Here is a 21,323-nt window from a genome sequence, read left to right as displayed (position 1 = left end):
TCGAACTTCACATGGATGTCCGGATTGAGCTTGGTGAAGTCGGTAAAGAGCTCGTTGTAGGCCGCCTTGTCCTCCTGGCGCCATGTCCAGAATGAAATGTCGGTGGCGCGCGCGGCGCTGGCTGCGAGACCCCACGCGAAAGACGCGGCCAGAAACGTCAGACCAATCCTTCTCCTGCTCATTTCCCAATCTCCCTGTGCGCCGAATGCGCTTCACGTCGATTATCAAATCATAGTTCTTGCCGTCTGGAAAGATAGTTTGTAAAGTTTCCTAACTAAAGTGATTTGTGAGCGAAGCGCCTGTTTCGTTCGGCTCGGCGGTGGATATTGGTGACCCAGAAAATCATCGCAGGCGTGGATATCGGCGGCACCAAGACGCGGGTGATGGCGTGCCGCGACGGCCGGACGATCGTCGACGAGGTGCTGGTGACCGAGACCTGGCGCATCCGGCAAATGGAAGCGGACGCCGAGAGGCTGGCCTCGATCATTGCCGACCTTTGTGAGGGTGTCGCGCCTGCCGCTCTGGCAGTCGGCGCCCATGGCTGCGACACGGATGAACAATGCCAGCACTTCCAGACGCTGCTTTCGGCCAGGACGGGCGGAAGGGTGCAAGTGGTGAACGATGCGGAGCTGATGGTTCCCGCCGCCGGTTATGTCGACGGCATCGGTGTTGTCGCCGGTACCGGATCGATCGCGGTGGCACGGACGCAAGAGGGCAAGATGCTGGCCGCCGGAGGCTGGGGATGGATCCTCGGCGACGAGGGCAGTGCGGCAGCGCTGGTGCGCGAGGCAGCCAGGGCGATACGCGGCGCGCTCGACCGCGGCTTGCATGGCGACCCGCTGATTGCCGCGCTGATGCGCGAACTCGCCACGGACGATCAGACGAAGCTTGGCATTCTGCTCAACGAGACACGCGGCGCTGCGGTATGGGGCCGTTACGCCAATGCCGTTTTCGATGCCGCGGCCGCCGGGTCGCCACTGGCGACCCGCGTCATCGCCGAGGGTGGTGCGGCGCTCGCCGCGCTCGTCGAACTGCTGATCGAGCGCGGCGCGAATTCGGCGCTGGTCGTGGCCGGCGGCGGTGTGATCGCTGAGCAGCCCATGCTGATGAAGGCGTTCGTGGAGGCGATGGCGAGGGTGGCGCCCGCAAGCCGGGTCGTGCTGCTGCGCGAGCCCCCGGTGATCGGCGCCATCGCGCTCGCCAAGCGCCTGTTCGCCGATCAATACCCGTCTTCCCGAATTGGAGCATAGAATGATGAAGCGTATCGGCTACAAGGCAGCGGTGGCGCGCCAGGTTGAGAGCCTGGAAACAGGAATACAGGCGGTGGCCACTGCCCTCGATGTCTTGGATCTTTCTGCTTATGCCGGCAAGACAATAGGGCTTGCCGGCATCGGCGCCAGCTATCAGGCCGCTCTCGCCGGTGCGGCCTATCTGCGCGCATTCGGCACAAAGGCGTTCGCCTATACGCCGACCGATCTCTACGGCAGGACGGGCGCAGCCGCTGATGCCTTCATTGCGCTATCGGCTTCCGGGCAAAGTCGCGAGATCGCCGATGTCATGCAGGAGGCCGCCGCTTTTCCCCGCCTCGCCATTTGCCGCGGCGCTGACAATCCTCTGGCCGCCATCACCGGCGCGGTGATTGCGATGGCGTCAGGCGCCGACAACGGCGCCAGTTCGACCGGCTACACCGGGACATTGCTGGCGCTCGGCATGCTGATCGACCGGATTGCCGGCAGCAGGCCGGCCTTCGATTGGGCGCTTCTGCCACCGGCGGTGGTCGCCGTGCTGACCGATGCTGGTGGTTCCGCTGGACAGGCCGCGTGCCTGCTGCAAGGTCGAACCTCGATCGATATAGTGGGTGCTGGCATCGGTTTTGCGAATGCCGGCGAGGCGGCGATGCTGATCCGCGAGGCCGCTCGCGTTCCCGCCTCCGGCTGGGACACGCTGAACTATTTGCACGGGCCGATGGAATCGCAGGATGCGAGCACCGGCCTTGTCGTCTTCGGCGAGGGCCGCGAAGTCCAGATAGCCCAGGATGTTGCTGCGTTTGGCTGTCCGTCGGTGTTGATAACGCAGCGGAAGGACATTGCGTCGACCGACAAGCTCGCCGTGATCTCCATTCCGGCGCTGGGCAACGACATGGCGAGCGGCATCCTGGCGATCATCGCCGTTCAGAGGATCGTTGGCGAAATGCAGGATGCGGCCGGCCTGACCGACATAACCTTCCGCTACCGGCAGACCGACACCAAGCTGAAGCCGTGGTCGCCGACGGAGCTCTAGAATTCTCGGCCGCGTTCGCGGAAATTGCCAAACCGCCTCACAATGGGCGCTCATGGTTTGATTCGTGACGGGGCTTTTCGGCTCGCAACGGCATTTCAGGTTGGGTTGAACACCGCACATGGCTGCACCGGAAATTCCCGGCCTGACTGAGAGCGCCCGCGCCGTCTTGCGCTTGCTCGCTTCGCACGGACCGGTAACGCGGCCCAAGCTCGGCGCCATGCTTGACCTGTCGAAGCCCACCATGTCGGCGGCCGTTTCCGAACTCAGCGCGCTTGGGCTGGTCGCCTCGCGCGGGGTCGAGCGCGGCGCCATCGGGCGCACCGCCACGATCTATGGCGTCGGACCAGGCGCCGGATGCGTGATCGGTATCGATGTCGGCGCTGCACAGGTGCGCGCCGTCGCCTATTCGATGGATGCCCAACCGCTAGCCGCGCTGGAAGAGCCGATCCCTGATTCGGGAACGACGCAGCCGGACGATGTCGGCGCCGTCATCCTGTCGGTGACGCGATCGATCCTGGCAAAGGTCGGCAAGAGCTTTCGCCTTCTGCGCAGCATCGCGGTCGCGGTGCCGCGCATCGTGTCCGCCAGCCGCCTTGGGGCCGACCAAATGAACGGTCCGGACGCCGTTCTTCGAAGCCTTCGCCGCTATTTCCAGGTGCCGATCATCCTGGAAAACAATGTCAATTGCGCGGCCATCGGCGAAATGCATTTCGGCGCCGCTCAAGGTCATCAGACATTTGCCTTTCTGCAGGTCGGCGTGCGGGTCGGTCTCGGATTCATGAGCGAAGGCCGGCTGTTCCGCGGGGCTGGCGGTGCCGCCGGAGAAGTCGGCCGCATGCCGTTTCCCTGGTCGCCCAGCGAGACGCCCACTCGCGAAGGGCTGGAGCATTATCTCGGCTCCAAGGCGCTTGTTGCCCGTTGCCGGCAAGGCTGGCCGGCCGATCACGGCGAGCCGCCCGGTTCGGCCAAGGAGCTGTTCGAGCGAGCCATGGCCGGCTCGCCACCGGCCATTGACATGGTGGCGCGCCACGCCGCCGATATCGGCCGGTTGGCGGCCGGGTGCATAGGCGTGCTCGATCCGGGCCTGATCGTGCTTGGCGGTGGTGTCGGCCGGAATGCGCTGATGACCGCCGAGGTTGAGCGCATCGCCGGCGACCTTGCCTGGCCGACACGGATCGCGGTCAGTTCACTGGAGGATAGCGGAACAGCACTTGGCGCGATGAAACTCGCGCTCGATTACAGCCTCGGACTGCTCCTGCGCGAGGATCGCCATCCGGCTGTGGTGTTGCCGCCGTTGTAGGCGGGCGGGCTAAAAGGCAGGCGCCGGGCGCCTGCCTTTTGGATTCGATGACCGATGGCTGATGCTCTATGCCGCCGCAGCGACACGCTCGCTTGTGGCCGTGACCACCGCATCGACCTTTGCTGTCGCCTTGGCCAGGGCGGCTTCGACTGCGTCAGGCCCCATGCCGACGCCTTCGATGCGGATGACGTCGACGTCGGTCATGCCGATGAAGCCGAGCACGCTGCGCAGATAGGGAATCGCGTGGTCCAACTGCACGGCCGCGCCTTCCGAGTAGATGCCGCCCGAGGCAAGGACGATATAGACCTTCTTGCCGGTGACGAGGCCTTTCGGGCCACTCTCGCCGTAGGAGAAGGTCTTGCCGGAACGGGCGACGTGATCGACCCAGGATTTCAGCGTCGACGAGATGCCGAAATTGATGAAGCCGGTGGCGAGAATGATGGTGTCGGCCGCAAACAGCTCGTCCAGCACGGCGTCGGAGACACCGACGACTTCGGCCTGGCGCTGGGTACGGGATTCGGCCGGCGTATAGATGCCGGTCGAATAGTCGGCACCGATATGCGGCAGCGGGTTGGCGACGAGGTCGCGTACGACAAGCGTGTTCGATGGGTCGGCGGCGACAAGCTTTTCCGCGAATTCAGTCGCAATGCGGGTCGAGTGCGAGGCAGCGCCGCGCGGGCTCGATGTGACGAGAAGGATGGACATGTTGGGCTCTCCAGGGGGTGAAATAATTTGTCCCGCTGGATATGGGGCCATCGACCTATTCGAAAAACTGGTATATTTTCTATACTATCAATCCATAAAGTAGATATGGTCATGCAACCCAACCCGACGCTCGACCAGCTTCAGATCCTTGTTACCGTCGCCGACACCGGCAGTTTCTCGGCCGCTGGCCGCAAGCTCAACCGCGCGCAATCCGTCATCAGCTATGCCATCGCCAATCTGGAAGCGCAGCTTGGGTTAAAACTCTTCGAGCGCGAGGGCACGCGCGAGCCGCAATTGACCGATGTCGGCCGCGCAACGCTGGAAGATGCGCGCCGCATGGTTGGCGTGTTGCAGCGCATCCGCTCTCGCGTCGACAGCTACAAGCAGGGCCTTGAGGCTGAAGTCGCCATGTCGGTCGACGCAACGCTGCCGTCACCGGTTCTGGTTCGGGTGTTGAAGGCGTTCGAGGCGCAGTTTCCAACCGTAACGTTGCGCCTGCATATCGGCACACTTGGCCTGATCTCCGATCATGTCGTCAATGGACAGGCCGATCTCGGCATTGGCGGCCTGCTGGGCGAGGTCGACGCGCATCTTGTGCGTATCGGCTTCATGTCGATGGTGCCGGCGGCGGCGCCCAGCCATCCGCTGGCGCTGCTTCCCAAACCAGTGCCGCTCGAGGAGGTGCGCGAACACATCCAGCTCGTCGTCTCCGACCAGTCCGAGCGCACCAAGGGGCGCGACTATGGCGTCTTCGCCTACCGCACCTGGCGGCTGACGGATGTGCGGACCAAGCATACGCTGATGCGCGAAGGCCTGGGTTGGGGCGGCTTGCCGCGATGGCTGATCGCCGACGATCTTGCCAGCGGTCGGTTGGTGGAGCTGGATCTGGAACCTTACAGCGAGGTGCGCTCGCCGCTTTATGCCATGCACCGGGCTGACCGCAGCCCGAAGCCCGCCGCTGCCTGGCTGATCGACCAGTTCAAGCGCCAGCTTGGCTGTTTCAACGAGTTCGAGCCGGGCGAGGTGCCTGATGAGGAGACAGCCCATCAATCAGCGCCATGAGAACGGTGCGATAGTCGTCGGCTGAAGCGCCGGCCTCGACGGCCAAGGCAGCGCGGTCGAAGGCGGCGGCGAGCAGCGCGGTCAGTGCGTCCACCGGCAATTTCACCATGGCCTGCGCTCGCATCGCCGCCACGAGGCCTTCGCGCAAGGTGCGGTTGCCGTGGCGGTTGTCGATCTCGTCCATGGCGGCGCGGCCGAGCACGGCCGGTCCGTCAAGCAGCAACAGCCGTGTGCGGCCGCGCGCGCGCATCGCGGCAAGATAGGCATCGGAGCCGGCAATCAGCGCGTCGCGGGCAAACAGCGAGGGCGGTGAGGCGCGCTCGATCTCTTCAGCCACTGCCGCCGCCTCCTGCTCGACCACGGCGGCAAACAGCGCCTGCTTGTCGGCAAAATGGTGGTAGAGCGCGCCGCGCGTGACGCCGGCCGCGGCGACGATCTCCGGCGTGCCGGTTTCGGCATAGGATTTTTCGGTGAACAGTTTGCGCGCCGCCGCGATGAGGTCGGCACGCGTCGCTTCGGTGCGATCGCGGTTGGAGCGACGTACGGATTTCTGTTGCATACATACAGCCTGTATGTTAGTAGCATTTACATGCAGACTGTATGTTATCTAGCGGGAGAAGGAAAGATGAAGACGACGAGCTATTACCCGGTGCTGATGACGGGCGACGTGGCCGGCACAAAAGCTTTCTATGTCAAGCACTTCAGCTTCAAGCCGCTGTTTGCGAGCGACTGGTATGTGCATCTGCAATCGGCCGAGGACCGTCGTGTCAATCTCGGTATCGTCCATGGCGACCACGAGACGATCCCGGAAGAGGGGCGTGGCCGCACGTCGGGCCTGCTGATCAACTTCGAGGTCAAGGATCCGGACGCGGTCTACGAACGGATCCTTGCCGCCGGCCTGCCGATCCTGCGATCCTTGCGCGACGAACCCTTCGGCCAACGCCATTTCATCACCAAAGACCCCAACGGCGTGCTGATCGACGTGATCAAGCCGATCCCGCCGAGCGCGGAGTTCCTGGCGCAGTTTGTCGAAGGGGCAGCGTGATCCTGAATAATGGCGTTGGCAGGAACTGTCGGCAGGAGGGGAGGCGACCGCTCCGGTCGCGTGGCCAGGCGGGCATTCGCGGTCTATGGTGAGATTGGCAACCTCGGACCCGTTCCATGCGTGAAATCTGCCTTGTCCGCGCACCCTCCAACCTTGGCCTTCGTCCGCTGCGGCCGGGTCATGTACCGGGGACGTGGCGCGCACCACAGGCGCTGACCGAAGCCGGCCTGATCGAGATGCTTTCGCCTGCCAAGGTGGTCGATCTTGATCGGCCCACCTACAGCACCAAGCCACAGCCGGGCACCCGGCTGCGCAACGGCAACGCGATACGCAGCTTCAATCTGGAACTTGCGGAGATCGTTGCCAGCGCCTTGGGGCGAGGCGAATTCCCGTTGGTCGTCGGCGGCGATTGCGCGATCCTGCTCGGCGCGCTGGCCGCGGCGCGGCGTTCCGGTCCGTTGGCGCTGGTCCATGCCGACGGCCACAGCGATTTCCGCCATCCCGGCAATTACGACATCAACGCCTCACTTGGCTCGGCCGCCGGCATGGACCTTGCGCTTGCCACCGGACGCGGCGAACCGTTGTTGACCGACTGGCCGGGCATTGTCGGGCCGCTTGTTGCGGACAAACAGGTGATCCAGATCGGCGAACGCGAGAACCGTGACCCCGACTTCGCCTGGCCGGACATCAATTCGACCGCGATGACACTGATCGACGTCTTTGCCGCGCGCGAGCTTGGCGCGGCAAAGGTGCTGGAAACGACCCGGGCCACGCTGGCGCGAACCGGCTGGCCGTATTGGGTGCATTTCGACGTCGATACGCTCGATCAGACGGTGATGCCGGCGGTGGATTCGCCGGGCAGCCCCGGCATCGACCCCGACGATCTCATCGTCATCCTCGCGGCGCTGGTGGCGGATCCGCGCTGCGCCGGAATGGACATCACGATCTTCGATCCGGACCTCGATCCGACCGGCGAACTGGCAGCGTTGCTCGTTTCGCTGCTTGGCCGGGTCTTTGCACGGAGGGACGTTAGCTTCGCGCCACCGGCATCACCGTGACTTGAGCAATGCCGGAGCGGCGCACCACCGTGCACAGGGTTTCGCGGCCGATGCGCTCGGCGTCGAGCATGCGCACAAGGTCGTCGACGCCGCTCACCGGCCGGCCGTCGATGGCGGCGATGATGTCGCCCTCCTTCAAGCCGGCCTTGGCCGCCGGGCTGTTCTTCTCGACGCTGCGCAGCCGCACCGCCGTGCTGCTGGACACTTGCGACAGAAGTGCGGCACGACGGGGCAGATTGGTGGTGTCGGCCGAAACGCCGATGAAGGCGCGGCGGACGCGGCCGAAGCGGATGATCTCCGAAATGACGAAATTGGCGGTGTTGGAGGCAACCGCGAAAGCGATGCCTTGCGCACCATGGATCATGGCTGTGTTGACGCCGATGACCTCGCCCGCCGAGGACACCAGCGGTCCGCCTGAGTTGCCCGGGTTGAGCGCTGCGTCGGTCTGGATGACGTCATCGATCAGCCGGCCGGTGGAGGCGCGCATCGAGCGGCCAAGCGCCGAGACGACGCCCGACGTGACGGTCCATTCGAAGCCGAGCGGATTGCCGATGGCGATCGCAATCTGACCGCGCCGCAGACGCTTGGAATCGCCAAGCGGCGCGACATCGGCAAAGTTGCCGTCGGCCCGCACCAGCGCGATGTCAGTGTCGGGATCGCGGCCGAGCACACGGCCTTCCCGCGAGGCGCCGTCCGGCATCGAGACGCGCACCGCGCGTGCATCGCCAACGACGTGGAAGTTGGTGACGACCAACCCGTCCTGGGCAATGACGAAGCCGGAGCCATGGCCGCCGGCGCCGCCTATGCGCTCGATGCGGCAGACGGCCGGACCGATGCGGTCGACAGCATCGGCGACCGTCGTCGAATAGGCATCGAGGAGGTCGTCGTCGGGTTGGAAGTTGGCGGCAGTGAGGGCCATGGGTGGGCTCCGTGTTTTCAGGCTTTATCGTGACTATATGTGCGGAGCGGTCCGTGCGGCCGCGACCTGACCACATGGCCAGTCAAACCGGCAACTAGCCGTCAGGCGAGTATCCGCGACCATGCAACCGAGCGATATCTGGGGCATGAAAGAACCCAGGAGACAGTAATGAGCGATTTCAACCTGAGCGCGTTTTCCGACGCCATTGCCGACATCGCGGCAACGGCAGCGCCGGCAGCGGCGAGCTTTGCCACCCATCACCATCGCACGGCGACCGCCTTCCACTGGCGTGATGGCTATTTCGTCACAGCCGAGGAAGCAGTCGAGGCTGGCGAGGAGATCGAGTTGACTTTGGCCTCGGGCGAGACGGTGAAGGCCGAGCTGGTTGGCCGCGATCCGTCGACGGGCGTGGCTCTGCTGAAGCCTGCCGGTGCTGCCACGGCGCCTGCGCTTGCGAGGGCGGATGCGGTGCGGCCCGGCAGTCTCGCCATCGCCATCGGCAACAGCGAAGGTGCCGCACTTGCCGTGTTCGGCACGATCGGCGAGGTCGGTCCGGCCTGGCGGTCGATGCGCGGCGGCACGATCGACCGGCGCATCAATCTGGCCGTCAATACCAGCGGCCGGTTCGAGGGCGGCCCGGTGCTCGATGCCAAGGGCGAACTGATCGGCATGCTGCTGTTTGGGCCGCGCCGGCGGGCGCTGGTCATGCCCTACGAGACGATCGAGCGGGCGGTGGCGACGCTGCGCGAGAAGGGCCACGTGGCGCGCGGCTATCTCGGCGCCGGCCTGCATCCGGTCCGCGATCGCGACGCCTATGGCGCGATGGTGATGAGCCTGGACGACAACGGTCCGGCAAAAGCGGCTGGCCTTTCTCTCGGCGACATCATCGTGGCGTGGAACGGCGAGACCGTGCACGGTCCGCGCGACCTGATCCGCAGACTTGGGCCGGACAGCGCCGGTGCTCCGGTAACGCTCGGCGTGGTGCGCGGCGGCGAGCAGCGCGACGTCGCGCTAACGATCGGCGAGAAGCCGCTGAGCTGAGGCGTCCATGGCTGTTGAGGCGATTATAGAGGACAGGACCGCGGATGGCGTGGTCACGGAGCGGAGGCTGACCGTGCTGATCGCGCTTGGCGATGCGGCGCATGCCGAGCACCTGTCCTCGGCGCTCGCCGCGAGCGGGGATCTGCTGCCGGTCACGGCCGGCAGGAGCGGTGGCGGCGAGCGAGCGGATGTCGCTGTCGTCGACGAGGAGGGCCTGCAAGGCCGGACCATCGGCCCCGGCATACCTCGGGTGTTGCTCTCCCGGCGGACCGACCACGAGCCGCGCGCCGACAATCTTTTCGCCGTTCTGCCGACGGCGGCCGACGATCTGTTGATCGCCGCGGCTGTCCGGCTTGCCGCGGCCGGTTACAGGATTTCGGGCGGGACCCGACGCGTACCTGGCCGGCATGATGATGATTTCGCCTTCCACGAAGGCGATCCGCTGGACGAGGAGCCGGTCGACGATGGAAACGCCAGGCCGGCGCTATCGCCGCGCGAGAGCGAAGTGCTGGCACTGCTGGCCGAGGGCGCGCCCAACAAGGTGATCGCGCGCCGGCTGAACATTTCCGTACACACGGCAAAATTCCATGTCGCGGCGATCCTGATCAAGCTCGGCGCCGCCAATCGCACCGATGCGATCGCTATCGCCATGCGGCAGGGCCTGGTGCTCGTCTGAGCGCCTTTTCTCTTCCAAGCCTACGCTGCGTAACCCGCCTCGGGAGTGTTGGGGCCTTGCGCAGCGCTTGCCTGCCGCGCAAAGCTTCACGCCTGTGATGCTACATAGGGAGGCGGAGGAAAAATGTCGCTCAAGGGAAAGACGCTGTTCATCTCCGGCGGGTCACGTGGCATCGGCTTGGCGATCGCGCTGCGCGCCGCGCGCGACGGCGCCAATGTGACGATCGCCGCCAAGACCGCCGAGCCGCATCCGAAGCTGCCGGGCACGATCTATACGGCAGCGCAAGAGATCGAGCAGGCCGGCGGCAAGGCGCTGCCGGTGCTGTGCGACATACGCGAGGAAGGGCAGGTTGCCGAGGCGGTCGCCAGGACGGTCGAGACGTTCGGCGGCATCGACATCTGCGTCAACAATGCCAGCGCCATCCAACTCACCGGCACGCTGGAAACCGACATGAAGCGCTACGATCTGATGCATCAGATCAACACGCGCGGCACCTTCCTGGTCTCCAAAATGTGCATACCGCACCTGAAGTTGGCCAAGAATGCTCACATTTTGAATCTGGCGCCGCCGCTCGACATGAAGGCCAAGTGGTTCAAGAACCACGTCGCCTATACGATGGCCAAGTTCGGCATGTCGATGTGCACGCTGGGCATGAGCGCGGAATTCGCCAGGGACGGTATCGCGGTCAATTCGCTGTGGCCGATCTCGACCATCGACACGGCGGCGGTGCGCAATCTTCTCGGTGGCGCGACGGTGGCGGCGATGAGCCGTTCGCCCGACATCATGGCTGACGCCGCGCATGCGATCTTCCTGCGGCCATCGCGAGAGGCGACCGGCAATTTCTACATCGACGAGGAGGTGCTGCGCGCCGAGGGCGTCAGCGATTTTTCAATCTATGCGCCCGACGCGACTGGTCCGCTCGCCGGCGACTTCTTCGTGCCGGACGAGGTGTTTGCGCGGACGGATACCAACATCAAGAGTATTTACTGACACTGGACGCTGCCTCTCTCACTCCTCGGCCTTCTTGTCCTTGCCCAGCCCCATCAGCCGGTCGATATAGGCGAGCATGAACGCCGAGAGAACGAAAGCCAGGTGGATGATGGTCAGCCACATCAACTGGGCGGTCGTGTAGGAGACCGAGTTCAGGAACACCTGCAAAAGGTGGATGGACGAGATTGCGACGATGGTCGAGGCGACCTTGACCTTCAGCGAGCCGACATCGATCGTGCCCAGCCAGTGGACCTTGCCGTCATTCTCATCGAAGCGGCTGACAAAGTTCTCGTAGCCGGAGATGATGACCATCACCACCAGGGAGGCGACGAGTGCGGCATCGATCAGGCCAAGCATCTTCAGGATGGTGTCGGTGTCGCCGAGCATGAGCGCCGTCGAAGCGAATTCGAACAGCTTCTTGCCGAAGGACACCGCGTAGATGGCGAGCGCCAGGCCCAGCCCGATATAGAAGACGACGAGCAGCCAGCGCGAGGCGAGAATGATCGATTCGATGGCGAGTTCAAGACGTTTCATGAAATGCTTCCGGCTAAGCTCTTTTGATCTTGTTTGGGTTGTATTTCGGCCAGGCTGGCGCTGTTTGCAAGATCTGCCGCTCAAAAGAAAAACCCCGCCGGAGAGGGCCGGCGGGGCTCATGTGTCCCGCTGGAGTCGGGACAGGGCAGGGAAGCCCTGTCTGGAATTTGGGGTGGGCGACCACGCGATTCAATGATCTCTTTCAAATCGCGAGGTCACATCTTGGTGGTCGATCCATCCCTGCAAGATCGGGATGGATCGAGATGATGGTCAGTTGGCGCTGGCGACCGGCGCCACCAGCGAGGTGATGCGGCGGATGGCGACACGACGGTTCTCGCGGTTGGGTCCCGATGTGTTGACCTTGAGATATTCTTCGCCATAGCCCTGCGTCGTCAGGTTCTCCGGCGGAATGCCGAAAGCGTTGCTCAAGGCTTCAGCAACCGCTTCGGCGCGCTGGTCAGACAAAGCAAGGTTGGCTTCCGGCCTGCCGACGGCATCGGTATGGCCTTCGATCAGGAAGGTTTCCGCCGGGTTCTTGGCCAGCAGCTTCTCCATGGCACTGGCGACACCCTCCAGCTTCTGCACTTCCGTGTCCGAGATCGAAGCCGAACCGAATTCGAAGTTCAGCGTGTCGAGGTCGACGCGGCGGGCAATGTCGCGCACGCGGGCCGAGCGCTTGACCTCGTCGATCGAGTAGAGGCGCTGGACCCTCTCGACGGGTGGTTGTTCGAGGAAGGTGTAATAGTCGTCCGGATCCTCCACCTCCTCGGAGTCCAGAATGTACTCCTCGCGCGGAATGGTGAGCCGCATCGGCGGCAGGTCGTCACCGGGATCGCGCCAGTCGCCATCATCGTCATAGTTCCGCTCGTCAACATAGCTCAGCACATATTCGCGTCCGTCGGGGGCGATGCGTGAACGCTGGATGACGTCACCATAGCGGTTGCGGATGGTGACGATCTGGACACCATTGTCGCGCTCGACGATTTCGCGCCTGCGATCACCCGACAGATCCTCGTAATAGACATTCCTGGCGCCGCGATGCATGCGCGGGCCATCGTTGCTCTCGACGATCGTCTGGTTGTTAAGCTGGAGGATGACGCGGTCACCGACTTCCCTGAGGACGTTGACGCCTCGCGGGCGCGGACGACGACGAACATCCTCGTCGTCGGGCGCACGCTCGACGCGCTTGCCCTTTTCCTCCGTAACCGGAACGATCTTCTCGGGCTTGATCTCCTGCTGGGCCGACCTGTCGTCAGTGGGCGGCGGTCCCTGGTCGACCGGAGCCGGCTTCGGGGCTTGCGCCTGATCGCCGTTTTGCTGGACGGGCTGGCCACCCTCTTGCATGTTCTCATTCTGGCCACCTGCGTTCTGGCCGCCCTCAGCTTGGCCGCCACGATCCTTGCCGCCCCTGCGCTTGCGCTGGACATCCTTCTGGCTGTCCAGAATGGGGGCGGCGTTCGGATCGGTCTGGGCCTCGCCCTGGGCCGGAGCTTCACCCTGGGCCGGTTGTTCGCCGGTCACTGGCTGCTGGCCATTGGCGGGTTGTTCAGCCGTCGACGGCTGTTCTCCAGTGGCCGGCTGCTCGCCTGTCACCGGCTGTTCGCCGACAGGCTTCTTGCCTCGTTTTTTCCTGTCCTGGGGCTGTTCGCCCTGGGTGGGCGCCGCCTGCTGCTCGGGCTGAAGCGGTTCGGCCTGAGGAACCGGCTCGCCCGCGGGTGCTTCCTTCTTGGCCGGCGCCTGTTCAGCGGGTGCTGCCTCGATCTGCTGGTCCTGCTTCTTCTTACGCGGAGTGGCCTGCTCGTTGTCGTTTGCCGGTGCAGGCTGTTCGGCGGGGGCCGTTTCGGTTTGCTGCTGCCGGTCACGCTTCTTCTTGCGTGGCTGCTGCTCGTCGATTGCGGGGGCGGCCTGCTCGGCGGGGGCCGATTCGGTTTGTTGCTGCCGGTCACGCTTCTTCTTGCGTGGCTGCTGCTCGTCGATTGCGGGGGCGGCCTGCTCGGCGGGGGCCGATTCGGTTTGCTGCTGCTGGTCGCGCTTCTTCTTGCGTGGCTGTTGCTCGTCGAATGCGGGGGCGGCCTGTTCGGCAGGGGCCGCCTCGATCTGCTGCTGCCGGTCGCGCTTCTTCCTGCGCGGTTGCTGCTCGTCGATTGCCGGGGCGGCTTGTTCGGCAGGCGCCGATTCGGTTTGCTGCTGCTGATCGCGCCTCTTTTTGCGCGGCTGCTGCTCGTCGTTTGCGGGAGCGGCCCGCTCAGCAGGTGCCGATTCGGTTTGCTGTTGCTGATCGCGCTTCTTGCGAGGCTTCTGCTCCGGCTCTCCCTGCTGTGCGCAGGCTTCGCCTTCGGCGCAATTCGACTGCGCAAGGATGATCGGTGCTGCGGTCTGCTGCAAGGGGCCGAACGTGGCGCTGCCTTGCAGCGGGAACGCGCCCAACGGCGCGGATGCCATCAACAGGCCAAGTGCCGTGCCTGCCAGTACCCGTGGTTGGCGTTTCATCTGAAATCTCCTTGTGGCGTCCCATCCCGGCCCAAACTGTCGTCAACCGGATTGGTTCCGGTTTGCGGGCATTAACGATGGTGAAGGGCGGTTGACCGGCATTTTGAAGGCGACTTCGTGTTTTTCGTATGGTGCAAGGTCGCATTTCAGGTCGTTGCCACGCTTGACCTTGCGGCCGGCGGGGGCCACATCCCAACGATGGAAAAGCCGTTCTGGAAAACCAAGACGCTCGAGGCGATGAGTCCGGCCGAGTGGGAATCGCTTTGCGACGGCTGTGGCAAGTGCTGCCTGTCGAAACTGGAAGACGAGGACACCGGCGAGATCTATTGGACGAGTGTCGGCTGCCGGCTGTTCAACGCCGACACCTGCCGTTGCTCGGACTATGCCAACCGGCTGGCGCGCGTCCCGGACTGTGTCGGGCTGACGCCGCGGAATGTGCGCACCATCACCTGGCTGCCGAAAACCTGCGCCTACCGGCTGGTCGCCGAGGGGCAAGATCTCTACTGGTGGCACAGGCTGGTGTCGGGAAATGCCGAGACGGTGCATGAGGCCGGCATCTCGATCCGTGGCCGGGTTAGCGCCAGCGAGACCGAGCTCGCCGAGCCCGATGACTATTTCGAACATATGCTGGACGACGAGCCCTAAAGCGGGTTGCATTTGAACGGATTCATGCGATGCGCTTCAAAATCTTGCTTTTATGCATGTCGTCCATGCAGACCGCTGCGTACGCTCGGGTCAAGCCCGTGGCATGCTTTTGCAGTATGGGCAAGCCTTTCGGCCATCCGGAACCGACTGCGCGACGAGGCGTTTCCATCCAGATTGTTCAGAACGGCGACAGGCTGCGAAACTGCCGGTAATTTGTTGTTGTCGCCCCTCTTATTGCCACATGAACCGGGAATGAACGGCTGGTTCGTAAAAAGTTCAGATACGCAAGCGCATTCTTCGCTCATTGGTTCGAGCAAGACTTATCGGTTCGATCAAGACTTATTGGTTCGATCAAGACGGGCGGAAGCCCTCAACAAGGAGAGAAGACAATGTTCAACACGATCAAGACGGCGACCCTCTCGGCCCTTATCGGCCTCGGCACGCTTGCCGCGATCCCCGCCCATGCGGACAGCATCTATCTCGGTTTCGGCAACGACAACGACCCCCGCGTTGGCGTTTATTCCGGGGACGACGGCTACCGCCGCGAGCACCGCCGCGATCGCGACTGGCGCCGGTCCTGCTCGCCGGAGCGCGCCGTCAACAAGGCGGAGCGCATGGGCTTGCGCCGTGCTCGCCTCATCGACATCAACCGCCGCACGGTCAAGGTTGCGGGCCGCCAGTATGGCGACCGCGTGGTGGTCGTGTTCGCCAACGAGCGTGGCTGCCCGATTCTCCGTCGCTAGGCGTTCAGGCAGGTTTGCCCGGCCGGCAGCGGCCGGGGAACTTCTGCGAAGATCGGCTCGAGGACATGATCTTCTGCGAAGATCAGTCGGGAGACACGACCTTCTTCGAAGGTCGTGTCTGGAGTGGAGCCCCTTTCCGCCAGGACGGAAGGGTGCGGCTCAAAAAAGAACCCGGAGGACCTGTCCTCCGGGTTCTTTTTACATGACGACAATCGCAATCAGGCCGTTCAGCGCTGATCACTTCAGCTCGAATGTGACAGTGACCTGCACGGTGTAGGAATTCTCACCGGCCTGCACCGGAACCGATCCCCCTTGCACGTCGAAGGCCTTGGCGTTGATTGGCATCGGCGGCGGCGGGACGTTCTGGTCGGTGATTTCAAGAACCCGGCCGATGCTCACGCCGGCAGCCTCGGCCAGCGTCCTGGCCTTGGCCATGGCGTCGGCAACTGCCTTCTTGCGGGCCTCGGTAACCGTGGCTGCCGGGTTGTCATTGGTGAAGGTGATGCCGCCACCCTGATTGACGCCGAGCGAAACCGCCTTGTCCAGAATCTCGCCTGTCTTGTCGACGTCGCGCACGCGCACCGACAGCGTGTTGGTGACCTGGTAGGCGATGAGTTCGGCCTCCTGGCTGCCATCCGGCTTGTTGGTGTAGTTGTAGCGCGGGTTGATCTGAATGCCCGCGGTCTGCAGGTCGCGGTCCTTGATGCCGGACGATTTCATCGCCGCGATCACGGCGGCCATGGCGTCATTGTTGGCGTCGAGCGCGGCGCGCGCGGTTTTGGCTTCGCGCATGACGCTGAGCGTGAGCAACGCCAGGTCGGGGGCCACCGTCGCCTGGCCCTCGCCTGAGACAACGATGCGGGGCGGGGGTTGCGTGTCGGCAGCGCCGGCCACCGCCGGAAAAGCGATCGCGGCGGCGAGCGCCAGGGGCAAAAGATGTCTGGTCATGAAAACTCCTCGGTCTGCGATCCAGTCGCTTTCGTCGATTACCGCATCGGCCCGAAAATCCGGAAAGCCCGATGCGTAGATTCAAAGCGCTAGAGCGTACTTACTCGTCCAATTGGACGCACGCCGCTCTAATGCGCGAATATGGGCTGATTTGGGCAATCTCGGCTACCCCACCTGGAAGGCCTTGTGCGGCTCGGGGAAAAACATTAATCCAGCCGCGTGTGGGGCCTGTAGCTCAATGGTTAGAGCCGGCGGCTCATAACCGCTTGGTTGGGGGTTCGAGTCCCTCCGGGCCCACCATCCAGTCCGCCAGTTTTGGCGACTTTTCGACCGTCTCAGAATAGTGTCGATAGTTCCGTAGGTTAGCGGTACTTCGCGGCAACGCTTGGCGGAGACGGCCGCTCCAAGGCCCAAAATGTCCCGATTTAGGGGCTTCGTCTCGTACGACTGACGGCACCACCCGAAACCCTTCAGCATTGCCGGCCATCGTTCTCCAGAAGCGGACCTTGCCAGCGCAAGCGGCAGGTCGGGGATACGCCGACAGCGGCCATTCTCAGAGGTCTCGAAATGGATAGTGACGACAGCAACCGCAAGATTTGTCGACGCGGCTGGGCGCTCCGATTGTGGCAACTCGTCTCACACTGTTAGCACCAGCGCGCCGGTCGTTTGTCGAGACTCCAGATCGCGATGGGCCTCCGACGCCGCTGCCAGATCGTAGTGCCTCGGAGGCTCGACCTTGATAACCCCCTGTCGCAGCGCGGCAAAGAACCGGTTCAATTGCGGAGCAAGCTTCTGCGGCGTGTCCGTATAATGGGCGTAGTTCGGCCGGGAAATCGTGACGGACTTCGAAGAGAACCGACCGATGTCCCAGTTGCCGACCGGGCCGGAAGCCTGGCCGAAACTGACGAGATGGCCTCGTATCCCGAGCGCCGCCAGCGACCCACCGAAGGTATCGTTGCCGACAGCGTCATAGGCGACATCCGCGCCGGCGCCGCCAGTCAATCGCATGACGGCCTCGGCGAAATTCTCTCGCGAATAGACGATGACGTGATGAGCACCGAGACGTTCGACGATCCGCGCCTTGTCGTCGCTCGACACCGTCGCAATGACCGTTGCTCCGAGATAGCGGGCCCATTGCACCAGCAATTGGCCGACGCCGCCGGCGGCGGCATGGATGAGGACGATCTCGCCCGGACGGACAACATGGACGTCGTGCAGCAGAAAACTCGCGGCGATGCCTTTGAGCAGTCCGGCGGCGGCAATGTCATCGGAGATATCATCAGAGAGCTGGACCAAAAGATCAGGCACCATATTGCGCCGCTCGCAATAGGCGCCGACCGGCGGACACGCATAGGCGACACGGTCGCCGACAGAGAAGCCCGACACCGCCGACCCAACCGCCTCGATGACGCCGGCGGCCTCCATACCCGGCACGCCAGGCGGCTGCAGAAGGTCGAAATAGCCGGTGCGGCAATAGACGTCGATGAAATTGACGCCGATCACCGTATGGCGGATCTGCACTTCGTTCGGTGTCGGCTGTGGCAGTCCAATTTCCCTGAGCTGCAGCTCTTCCGGTCCGCCATAGCGCTCGACAACGATCGCCCTGGTCGTTGCGGCCTGACCTGGAGTGACCGTTGGCAGGACGCGCGGCACGCTTACCGATGGCGCAGGAGCGGCAACCGCCTGGGAAGGTCTCGCATCGATCGGCGAGCCCACGCTTCGGCCTCGTAGAAGAGTGCGCACGGCCGCGAAGCCGGCCTGATAGATGCCTTCAGTGACCAGCTTGACCAGTTCGTCGCGCCGATGCGCCGGCGGATTGAACTCCGAGCGCCATTCCCAGAAGGTCGCGTTACCGTCGGTCACCGGTTTCAGCCGCACCGAGGCGACATAGCCCATCAAGGGAACGGGCGCTTCGAGCAGGCAATAGCTGAGCCGCCGGTCCTTGTCGGACAACGCCAGCAATTGTTCACGCAACTCGCCGCCGTCGGCCAGTCGGAAATGGCGCACCGAGCCGACGGCATCGATCGGATCGTCGCCCTCGATCTCGCTGAAGGCAATCGCAGGGTGCCAGCGGTCATGGCCGTTGAAATCGCGCAGGATCGCCCAGACCTGGTCGATCGGCGCATCGATGATCGTGCTCTGGAAAACCCTGACCATTGGCCGTTGTCAACGCCCGAACCGGTTTTTCAGTGCGGTGAGGGCAGTCTGGAACACGCCGGTGCCGATCTGCTGCATCAGCGTCGCCTCGCGGTCGGGCGCGCAGTCGAACTCCGCTTGCCATTCGGCGAGCGTCAGATTGCCGTCGGTGATCGGCGTCAGCGACAGGGTTGCGACATAGTTCTCCACCGCCATCGGGCTTTCCAGGATCGCGTAGCTGCAGGACAGGTCGTAGTCGGAAAGCGCCAACAGCCTTTCGCGGATTCGTCCGCCGTCCTTCAGCGTGAAACTTCTGATACAACCGATCTGGTCGGCTTGCGCATTCTGCTCGATGCGGCTTTCGGCAACGAACGGCGCCCAGCCCGGCAAGCCATTGAAGTTGCGGACGAGCTTCCAGACTTCCGCCGCTGGTGCGGGAATGACCGAGGATACATAGACCTTGGTCATGCTTGGAAGCCGAGGATCGGGCGAGAAACGCGACGGAACACGATTGCCTCAGCGGTCGCGATCGTCATCATCAACTTCCTTACCCGTCTTGCCCTTGCTCTTCTTGTCACGGGTCAGGCTGGCTATATCCTTGGCGTCGCGCAGCACGTCGGTCATGCGACCGAGCGAGCCGCCCTCAATGCCGATCTCCTTCATCAGATTGTCGATCATCGGCGCCTGCACCCGGTAGCGCAGCGCCGAGTCAATGACTTCGTCAGTGACATTGCGGTTGCCGCCATTGCCACCATTGATGCCGTCGACATGCAGGATCTTGATGCCCTCGATCTTCTCCATCGGCTTGACGCTTTCGCGGATGATGCCTTCCATGTGATCGAGCAATTTGCCGCGCAAGCGACCGGCCCGCGCGCCCTCGGAAAGAATGTTCTCGGCCTCGTTGAGTTGGCGATGGCCGGCTGCGTCGACCTCGTAGCGCTGGGCCGCGGCAAGGGCGTGGATCTTCTCCGATTCCGCCGAGGCGACCGCGGCGATCTTCTGTGCTTCCGCGAGGCTCTTCGCCGCCTTCATCTCGGCATCGGCGGCTGAAACGATGCGCAAGGCGTCACGCTCGGCCTCGCGCTGCGCGCCGATCAGGTCGGTCAGCTTGCGGCGTTCGGCGATCTCGCGCTCGCGGGCGGTGAAGGCCTGCTCCTCGGCCTGGACGGCCTTGGCACGCACGGCTTCGGAAGCCGCGATCGCCGAAGACCGTTCCTGCGTCTTCTTGGCGATATCGATCGCCTTCTGGATCTCGGCAATTTCGATCTTCTGGTCGCGATCGACGCCAAGCTGCCTGATATCGCGATCCTTGATCAAGCGCGCTTCCTCGATGCCGCGTTCGGTGGTGATGCGGGCGCGTTCGACCTCTTCGCCAGCCGAAATCTCGGCTTCCTCGAAGGCCTGACGTTTGGCGATCTGCAGTGCTTCGAGATGACGCTCCCTTGCAATCCTGACCTCGTCGATGGCGCGATCCTGGGCAATCCGCGCCGTCTCGGTCGCCTGGTTCTCGACGATCTCGGCGCGGCGCTTCTCCGCCTCGGCCTTGGTCACTTCCAGCGCCTTTTCGGCCAAGGCGATCTGGCGCTCCAGTTCGGCGACCTCGAGCAGTTTCCTGCGCTCGATCTCGAGCTGGCTCTGCGTGCCCTCGCGCTCGATGCGGGCCCTTTCCAGCGACAGTTCAAGCGCGATCTGCTCGCGCTCGGTCAGCTCGCGCATCTTCATCTCGGTCTCGTCGAGCGACCGGCGGCGAGCGATCTCTCGGCGCTGCGTGTCCTCCTCGCTCTTGATGCGCTCCTCGGTGATGTTGCGCTCCTGGTTGAGGCGCGACTTCTCGACGGCTTCGCGCGACGAAAGCTGCGCCTGTTCCGATTCCTGGTCGCGCAGCGCGCGATCGATGGCGAGCTCGGAGCGTTGGGCGGCACGGCGGATTTCGACCTCGCGCTCCTGCTCCAAGCGGGCATATTCGCTGTCGCGGTCGATCTCCAGCACCTTTCGCTGGGTGTCGAGATTCTGGTTGCGGATGTCGACCAGCGTGCGCTGTTCAATCTCGTTGCGCATCCGGCGACGGGTCTCGATCGATTCCGTCAGTTGCGTCAGGCCTTCGGCATCGAACGCGTTGGACGGGTCGAAATATTCGAGGCTTGTCTGGTCGAGATCGACGATGGCGACGCTCTCCAGCTCAAGACCGTTGGCGGCGAGCGATTCCTCGGCGAGCCTGCGCACCTTGGCGGCATAGTCGCCGCGCAGTTCATGCATCTCTTCCAGCGTCATCTGTGCGGCGACGGTCCGCAGGGCGCCGGCAAACTTGCCTTCCAGCAATTCGCGCAGGCTGTCGGGCTGCAGCGTGCGACGGCCAAGCGTCTGCGCGGCGGCGGCGACCAACTCACGGCTGGCGCCGACGCGGACGAAGAACTCGGCGATCAGATCGACGCGCATACGGTTTTTGGTGATCAACGCAAAACCATCCTCGCGGCGCACCTCGATGCGCAGCACGTTCATGTTGACCGGGGTGATCTCGTGCAGCACCGGAATGACGAAGGCGCCGCCATTCACCACCACCTTCTCGCCCATGAAGCCGGTGCGGACGAACGCCGTCTCCTTGGTCGAGCGGCGATAGAGCCAGCGCAAGATGTAGACGGCGATCACCACGACGACCGCGGCAATGATCAGCCACAACAGGAAAGCGCCAAAGGTTTGCGCGTCCATGATCTATCCTCCCCAAGACAATACGGTCGGCACGGGGCGACCGGC

The 21,323-nt window shown here is 63.8% G+C and carries 20 protein-coding genes, 1 tRNA gene and 1 pseudogene; 12 read left to right on the top strand and 10 right to left on the bottom strand.

Features of this window, described 5'->3' with window-relative positions; all coding sequences use genetic code 11:
- Positions 1–182, bottom strand: a pseudogene (locus C9427_RS28970) (extracellular solute-binding protein); the annotation flags it as partial.
- Positions 183–329: 147 nt separating this feature from the next.
- Here C9427_RS28970 and C9427_RS28965 point away from each other — a divergent pair.
- From C9427_RS28965 to C9427_RS28955, 3 genes are all read left to right on the top strand, one after another.
- Positions 330–1,250, top strand: a complete 921-nt coding sequence (locus C9427_RS28965; RefSeq protein ID WP_245437207.1) for a BadF/BadG/BcrA/BcrD ATPase family protein — start codon at positions 330–332, stop codon at positions 1,248–1,250.
- Position 1,251: 1 nt separating this feature from the next.
- A complete protein-coding gene (locus tag C9427_RS28960) occupies positions 1,252–2,280 on the top strand; it encodes an SIS domain-containing protein (protein WP_107652436.1) in 1,029 nt (342 codons plus the stop codon).
- 118 nt (positions 2,281–2,398) lie between these two features.
- Positions 2,399–3,580 (top strand): ROK family transcriptional regulator, encoded by a 1,182-nt coding sequence (locus tag C9427_RS28955; protein ID WP_107652435.1) that lies wholly within the window; start codon positions 2,399–2,401, stop codon positions 3,578–3,580.
- A gap of 66 nt (positions 3,581–3,646) precedes the next feature.
- Here the strand turns inward: C9427_RS28955 and C9427_RS28950 are convergent, their stop codons facing one another.
- Entirely contained in the window at positions 3,647–4,285 is a 639-nt protein-coding gene (locus C9427_RS28950; protein WP_107652434.1) for an FMN-dependent NADH-azoreductase, read from the bottom strand.
- 111 nt (positions 4,286–4,396) lie between these two features.
- Here C9427_RS28950 and C9427_RS28945 point away from each other — a divergent pair, with 111 nt between their 5' ends.
- A complete protein-coding gene (locus tag C9427_RS28945; protein WP_107652461.1) occupies positions 4,397–5,347 on the top strand; it encodes a LysR family transcriptional regulator in 951 nt (316 codons plus the stop codon).
- Here the strand turns inward: C9427_RS28945 and C9427_RS28940 are convergent.
- The gene (locus C9427_RS28940) at positions 5,286–5,906 is read right to left on the bottom strand and encodes a TetR/AcrR family transcriptional regulator (protein ID WP_107652433.1); all 621 of its coding nucleotides are present in this window, start codon (positions 5,904–5,906) and stop codon (positions 5,286–5,288) included. The two genes, C9427_RS28945 and C9427_RS28940, sit on opposite strands and share 62 nt — an antisense overlap.
- Before the next feature lie 66 nt (positions 5,907–5,972).
- Between C9427_RS28940 and C9427_RS28935 the strand changes: the two genes are divergently transcribed.
- Complete coding sequence (locus C9427_RS28935; RefSeq protein ID WP_107652432.1) at positions 5,973–6,392, top strand: VOC family protein; 420 nt, start codon at positions 5,973–5,975, stop codon at positions 6,390–6,392.
- Between the two features lie 116 nt (positions 6,393–6,508).
- Positions 6,509–7,450 (top strand): arginase family protein, encoded by a 942-nt coding sequence (locus C9427_RS28930; RefSeq protein ID WP_208636435.1) that lies wholly within the window; start codon positions 6,509–6,511, stop codon positions 7,448–7,450.
- Here C9427_RS28930 and C9427_RS28925 read toward each other — a convergent pair.
- Entirely contained in the window at positions 7,422–8,369 is a 948-nt protein-coding gene (locus C9427_RS28925) for a S1C family serine protease (protein ID WP_107652431.1), read from the bottom strand. The genes C9427_RS28930 and C9427_RS28925 overlap by 29 nt on opposite strands.
- 168 nt (positions 8,370–8,537) lie before the next feature.
- Between C9427_RS28925 and C9427_RS28920 the strand changes: the two genes are divergently transcribed.
- The 3 genes from C9427_RS28920 (at position 8,538) to C9427_RS28910 (ending at position 11,076) form a co-directional block, all read left to right on the top strand.
- Complete coding sequence (locus C9427_RS28920) at positions 8,538–9,410, top strand: S1C family serine protease (RefSeq protein WP_107652430.1); 873 nt, start codon at positions 8,538–8,540, stop codon at positions 9,408–9,410.
- A 7-nt stretch (positions 9,411–9,417) separates the two neighbouring features.
- Positions 9,418–10,086, top strand: coding sequence for a response regulator transcription factor (locus tag C9427_RS34495; RefSeq protein WP_208636434.1), 669 nt, complete (start codon positions 9,418–9,420; stop codon positions 10,084–10,086).
- Between the two features lie 123 nt (positions 10,087–10,209).
- On the top strand, positions 10,210–11,076 hold the full coding sequence (locus C9427_RS28910) for an SDR family oxidoreductase (RefSeq protein ID WP_107652429.1): 867 nt from the start codon (positions 10,210–10,212) through the stop codon (positions 11,074–11,076).
- Positions 11,077–11,094: 18 nt separating this feature from the next.
- Here the strand turns inward: C9427_RS28910 and C9427_RS28905 are convergent, their stop codons facing one another.
- Both C9427_RS28905 and C9427_RS28900 read right to left on the bottom strand, forming a co-directional pair.
- Positions 11,095–11,610: a TIGR00645 family protein gene (locus C9427_RS28905; protein ID WP_107652428.1), complete on the bottom strand. Its 516-nt coding sequence runs from the start codon at positions 11,608–11,610 to the stop codon at positions 11,095–11,097.
- 270 nt (positions 11,611–11,880) lie between these two features.
- Positions 11,881–14,100 carry an OmpA family protein gene (locus C9427_RS28900; protein ID WP_107652427.1) on the bottom strand — a complete coding sequence of 740 codons (2,220 nt, stop codon included), beginning with the start codon at positions 14,098–14,100 and terminating at the stop codon, positions 11,881–11,883.
- A 198-nt stretch (positions 14,101–14,298) separates the two neighbouring features.
- On the opposite strand from C9427_RS28900, the gene C9427_RS28895 reads away from it, so the two are divergent.
- Positions 14,299–14,745: a YcgN family cysteine cluster protein gene (locus C9427_RS28895; RefSeq protein ID WP_107652458.1), complete on the top strand. Its 447-nt coding sequence runs from the start codon at positions 14,299–14,301 to the stop codon at positions 14,743–14,745.
- 389 nt (positions 14,746–15,134) lie between these two features.
- On the top strand, positions 15,135–15,488 hold the full coding sequence (locus tag C9427_RS28890; protein WP_107652426.1) for a hypothetical protein: 354 nt from the start codon (positions 15,135–15,137) through the stop codon (positions 15,486–15,488).
- Between the two features lie 237 nt (positions 15,489–15,725).
- Here C9427_RS28890 and C9427_RS28885 read toward each other — a convergent pair whose 3' ends face one another.
- Complete coding sequence (locus C9427_RS28885) at positions 15,726–16,436, bottom strand: SIMPL domain-containing protein (RefSeq protein ID WP_107652425.1); 711 nt, start codon at positions 16,434–16,436, stop codon at positions 15,726–15,728.
- Between the two features lie 224 nt (positions 16,437–16,660).
- On the opposite strand from C9427_RS28885, the gene C9427_RS28880 reads away from it, so the two are divergent.
- Positions 16,661–16,736: transfer RNA gene (locus C9427_RS28880), tRNA-Ile, on the top strand.
- A 336-nt stretch (positions 16,737–17,072) separates the two neighbouring features.
- On the opposite strand, the gene C9427_RS28875 is transcribed toward C9427_RS28880, so the two are convergent.
- From C9427_RS28875 to C9427_RS28865, 3 genes are read right to left on the bottom strand one after another with little or no spacing between them, the layout of a single operon-like run.
- The gene (locus C9427_RS28875) at positions 17,073–18,593 is read right to left on the bottom strand and encodes an SRPBCC family protein (RefSeq protein WP_107652424.1); all 1,521 of its coding nucleotides are present in this window, start codon (positions 18,591–18,593) and stop codon (positions 17,073–17,075) included.
- Positions 18,594–18,602: 9 nt separating this feature from the next.
- Positions 18,603–19,040 (bottom strand): SRPBCC family protein, encoded by a 438-nt coding sequence (locus C9427_RS28870; protein ID WP_107652423.1) that lies wholly within the window; start codon positions 19,038–19,040, stop codon positions 18,603–18,605.
- Positions 19,041–19,088: 48 nt separating this feature from the next.
- On the bottom strand, positions 19,089–21,278 hold the full coding sequence (locus C9427_RS28865; protein ID WP_107652422.1) for a flotillin family protein: 2,190 nt from the start codon (positions 21,276–21,278) through the stop codon (positions 19,089–19,091).
- Positions 21,279–21,323: the final 45 nt, after the last annotated feature.

The sequence above is a fragment of the Mesorhizobium helmanticense genome (assembly GCF_003034915.1).
Taxonomy (GTDB): domain Bacteria; phylum Pseudomonadota; class Alphaproteobacteria; order Rhizobiales; family Rhizobiaceae; genus Mesorhizobium; species Mesorhizobium helmanticense.
Note: the sequence above shows the minus strand (reverse complement) of the source record. Positions and strands in the feature narration are given on the sequence as shown.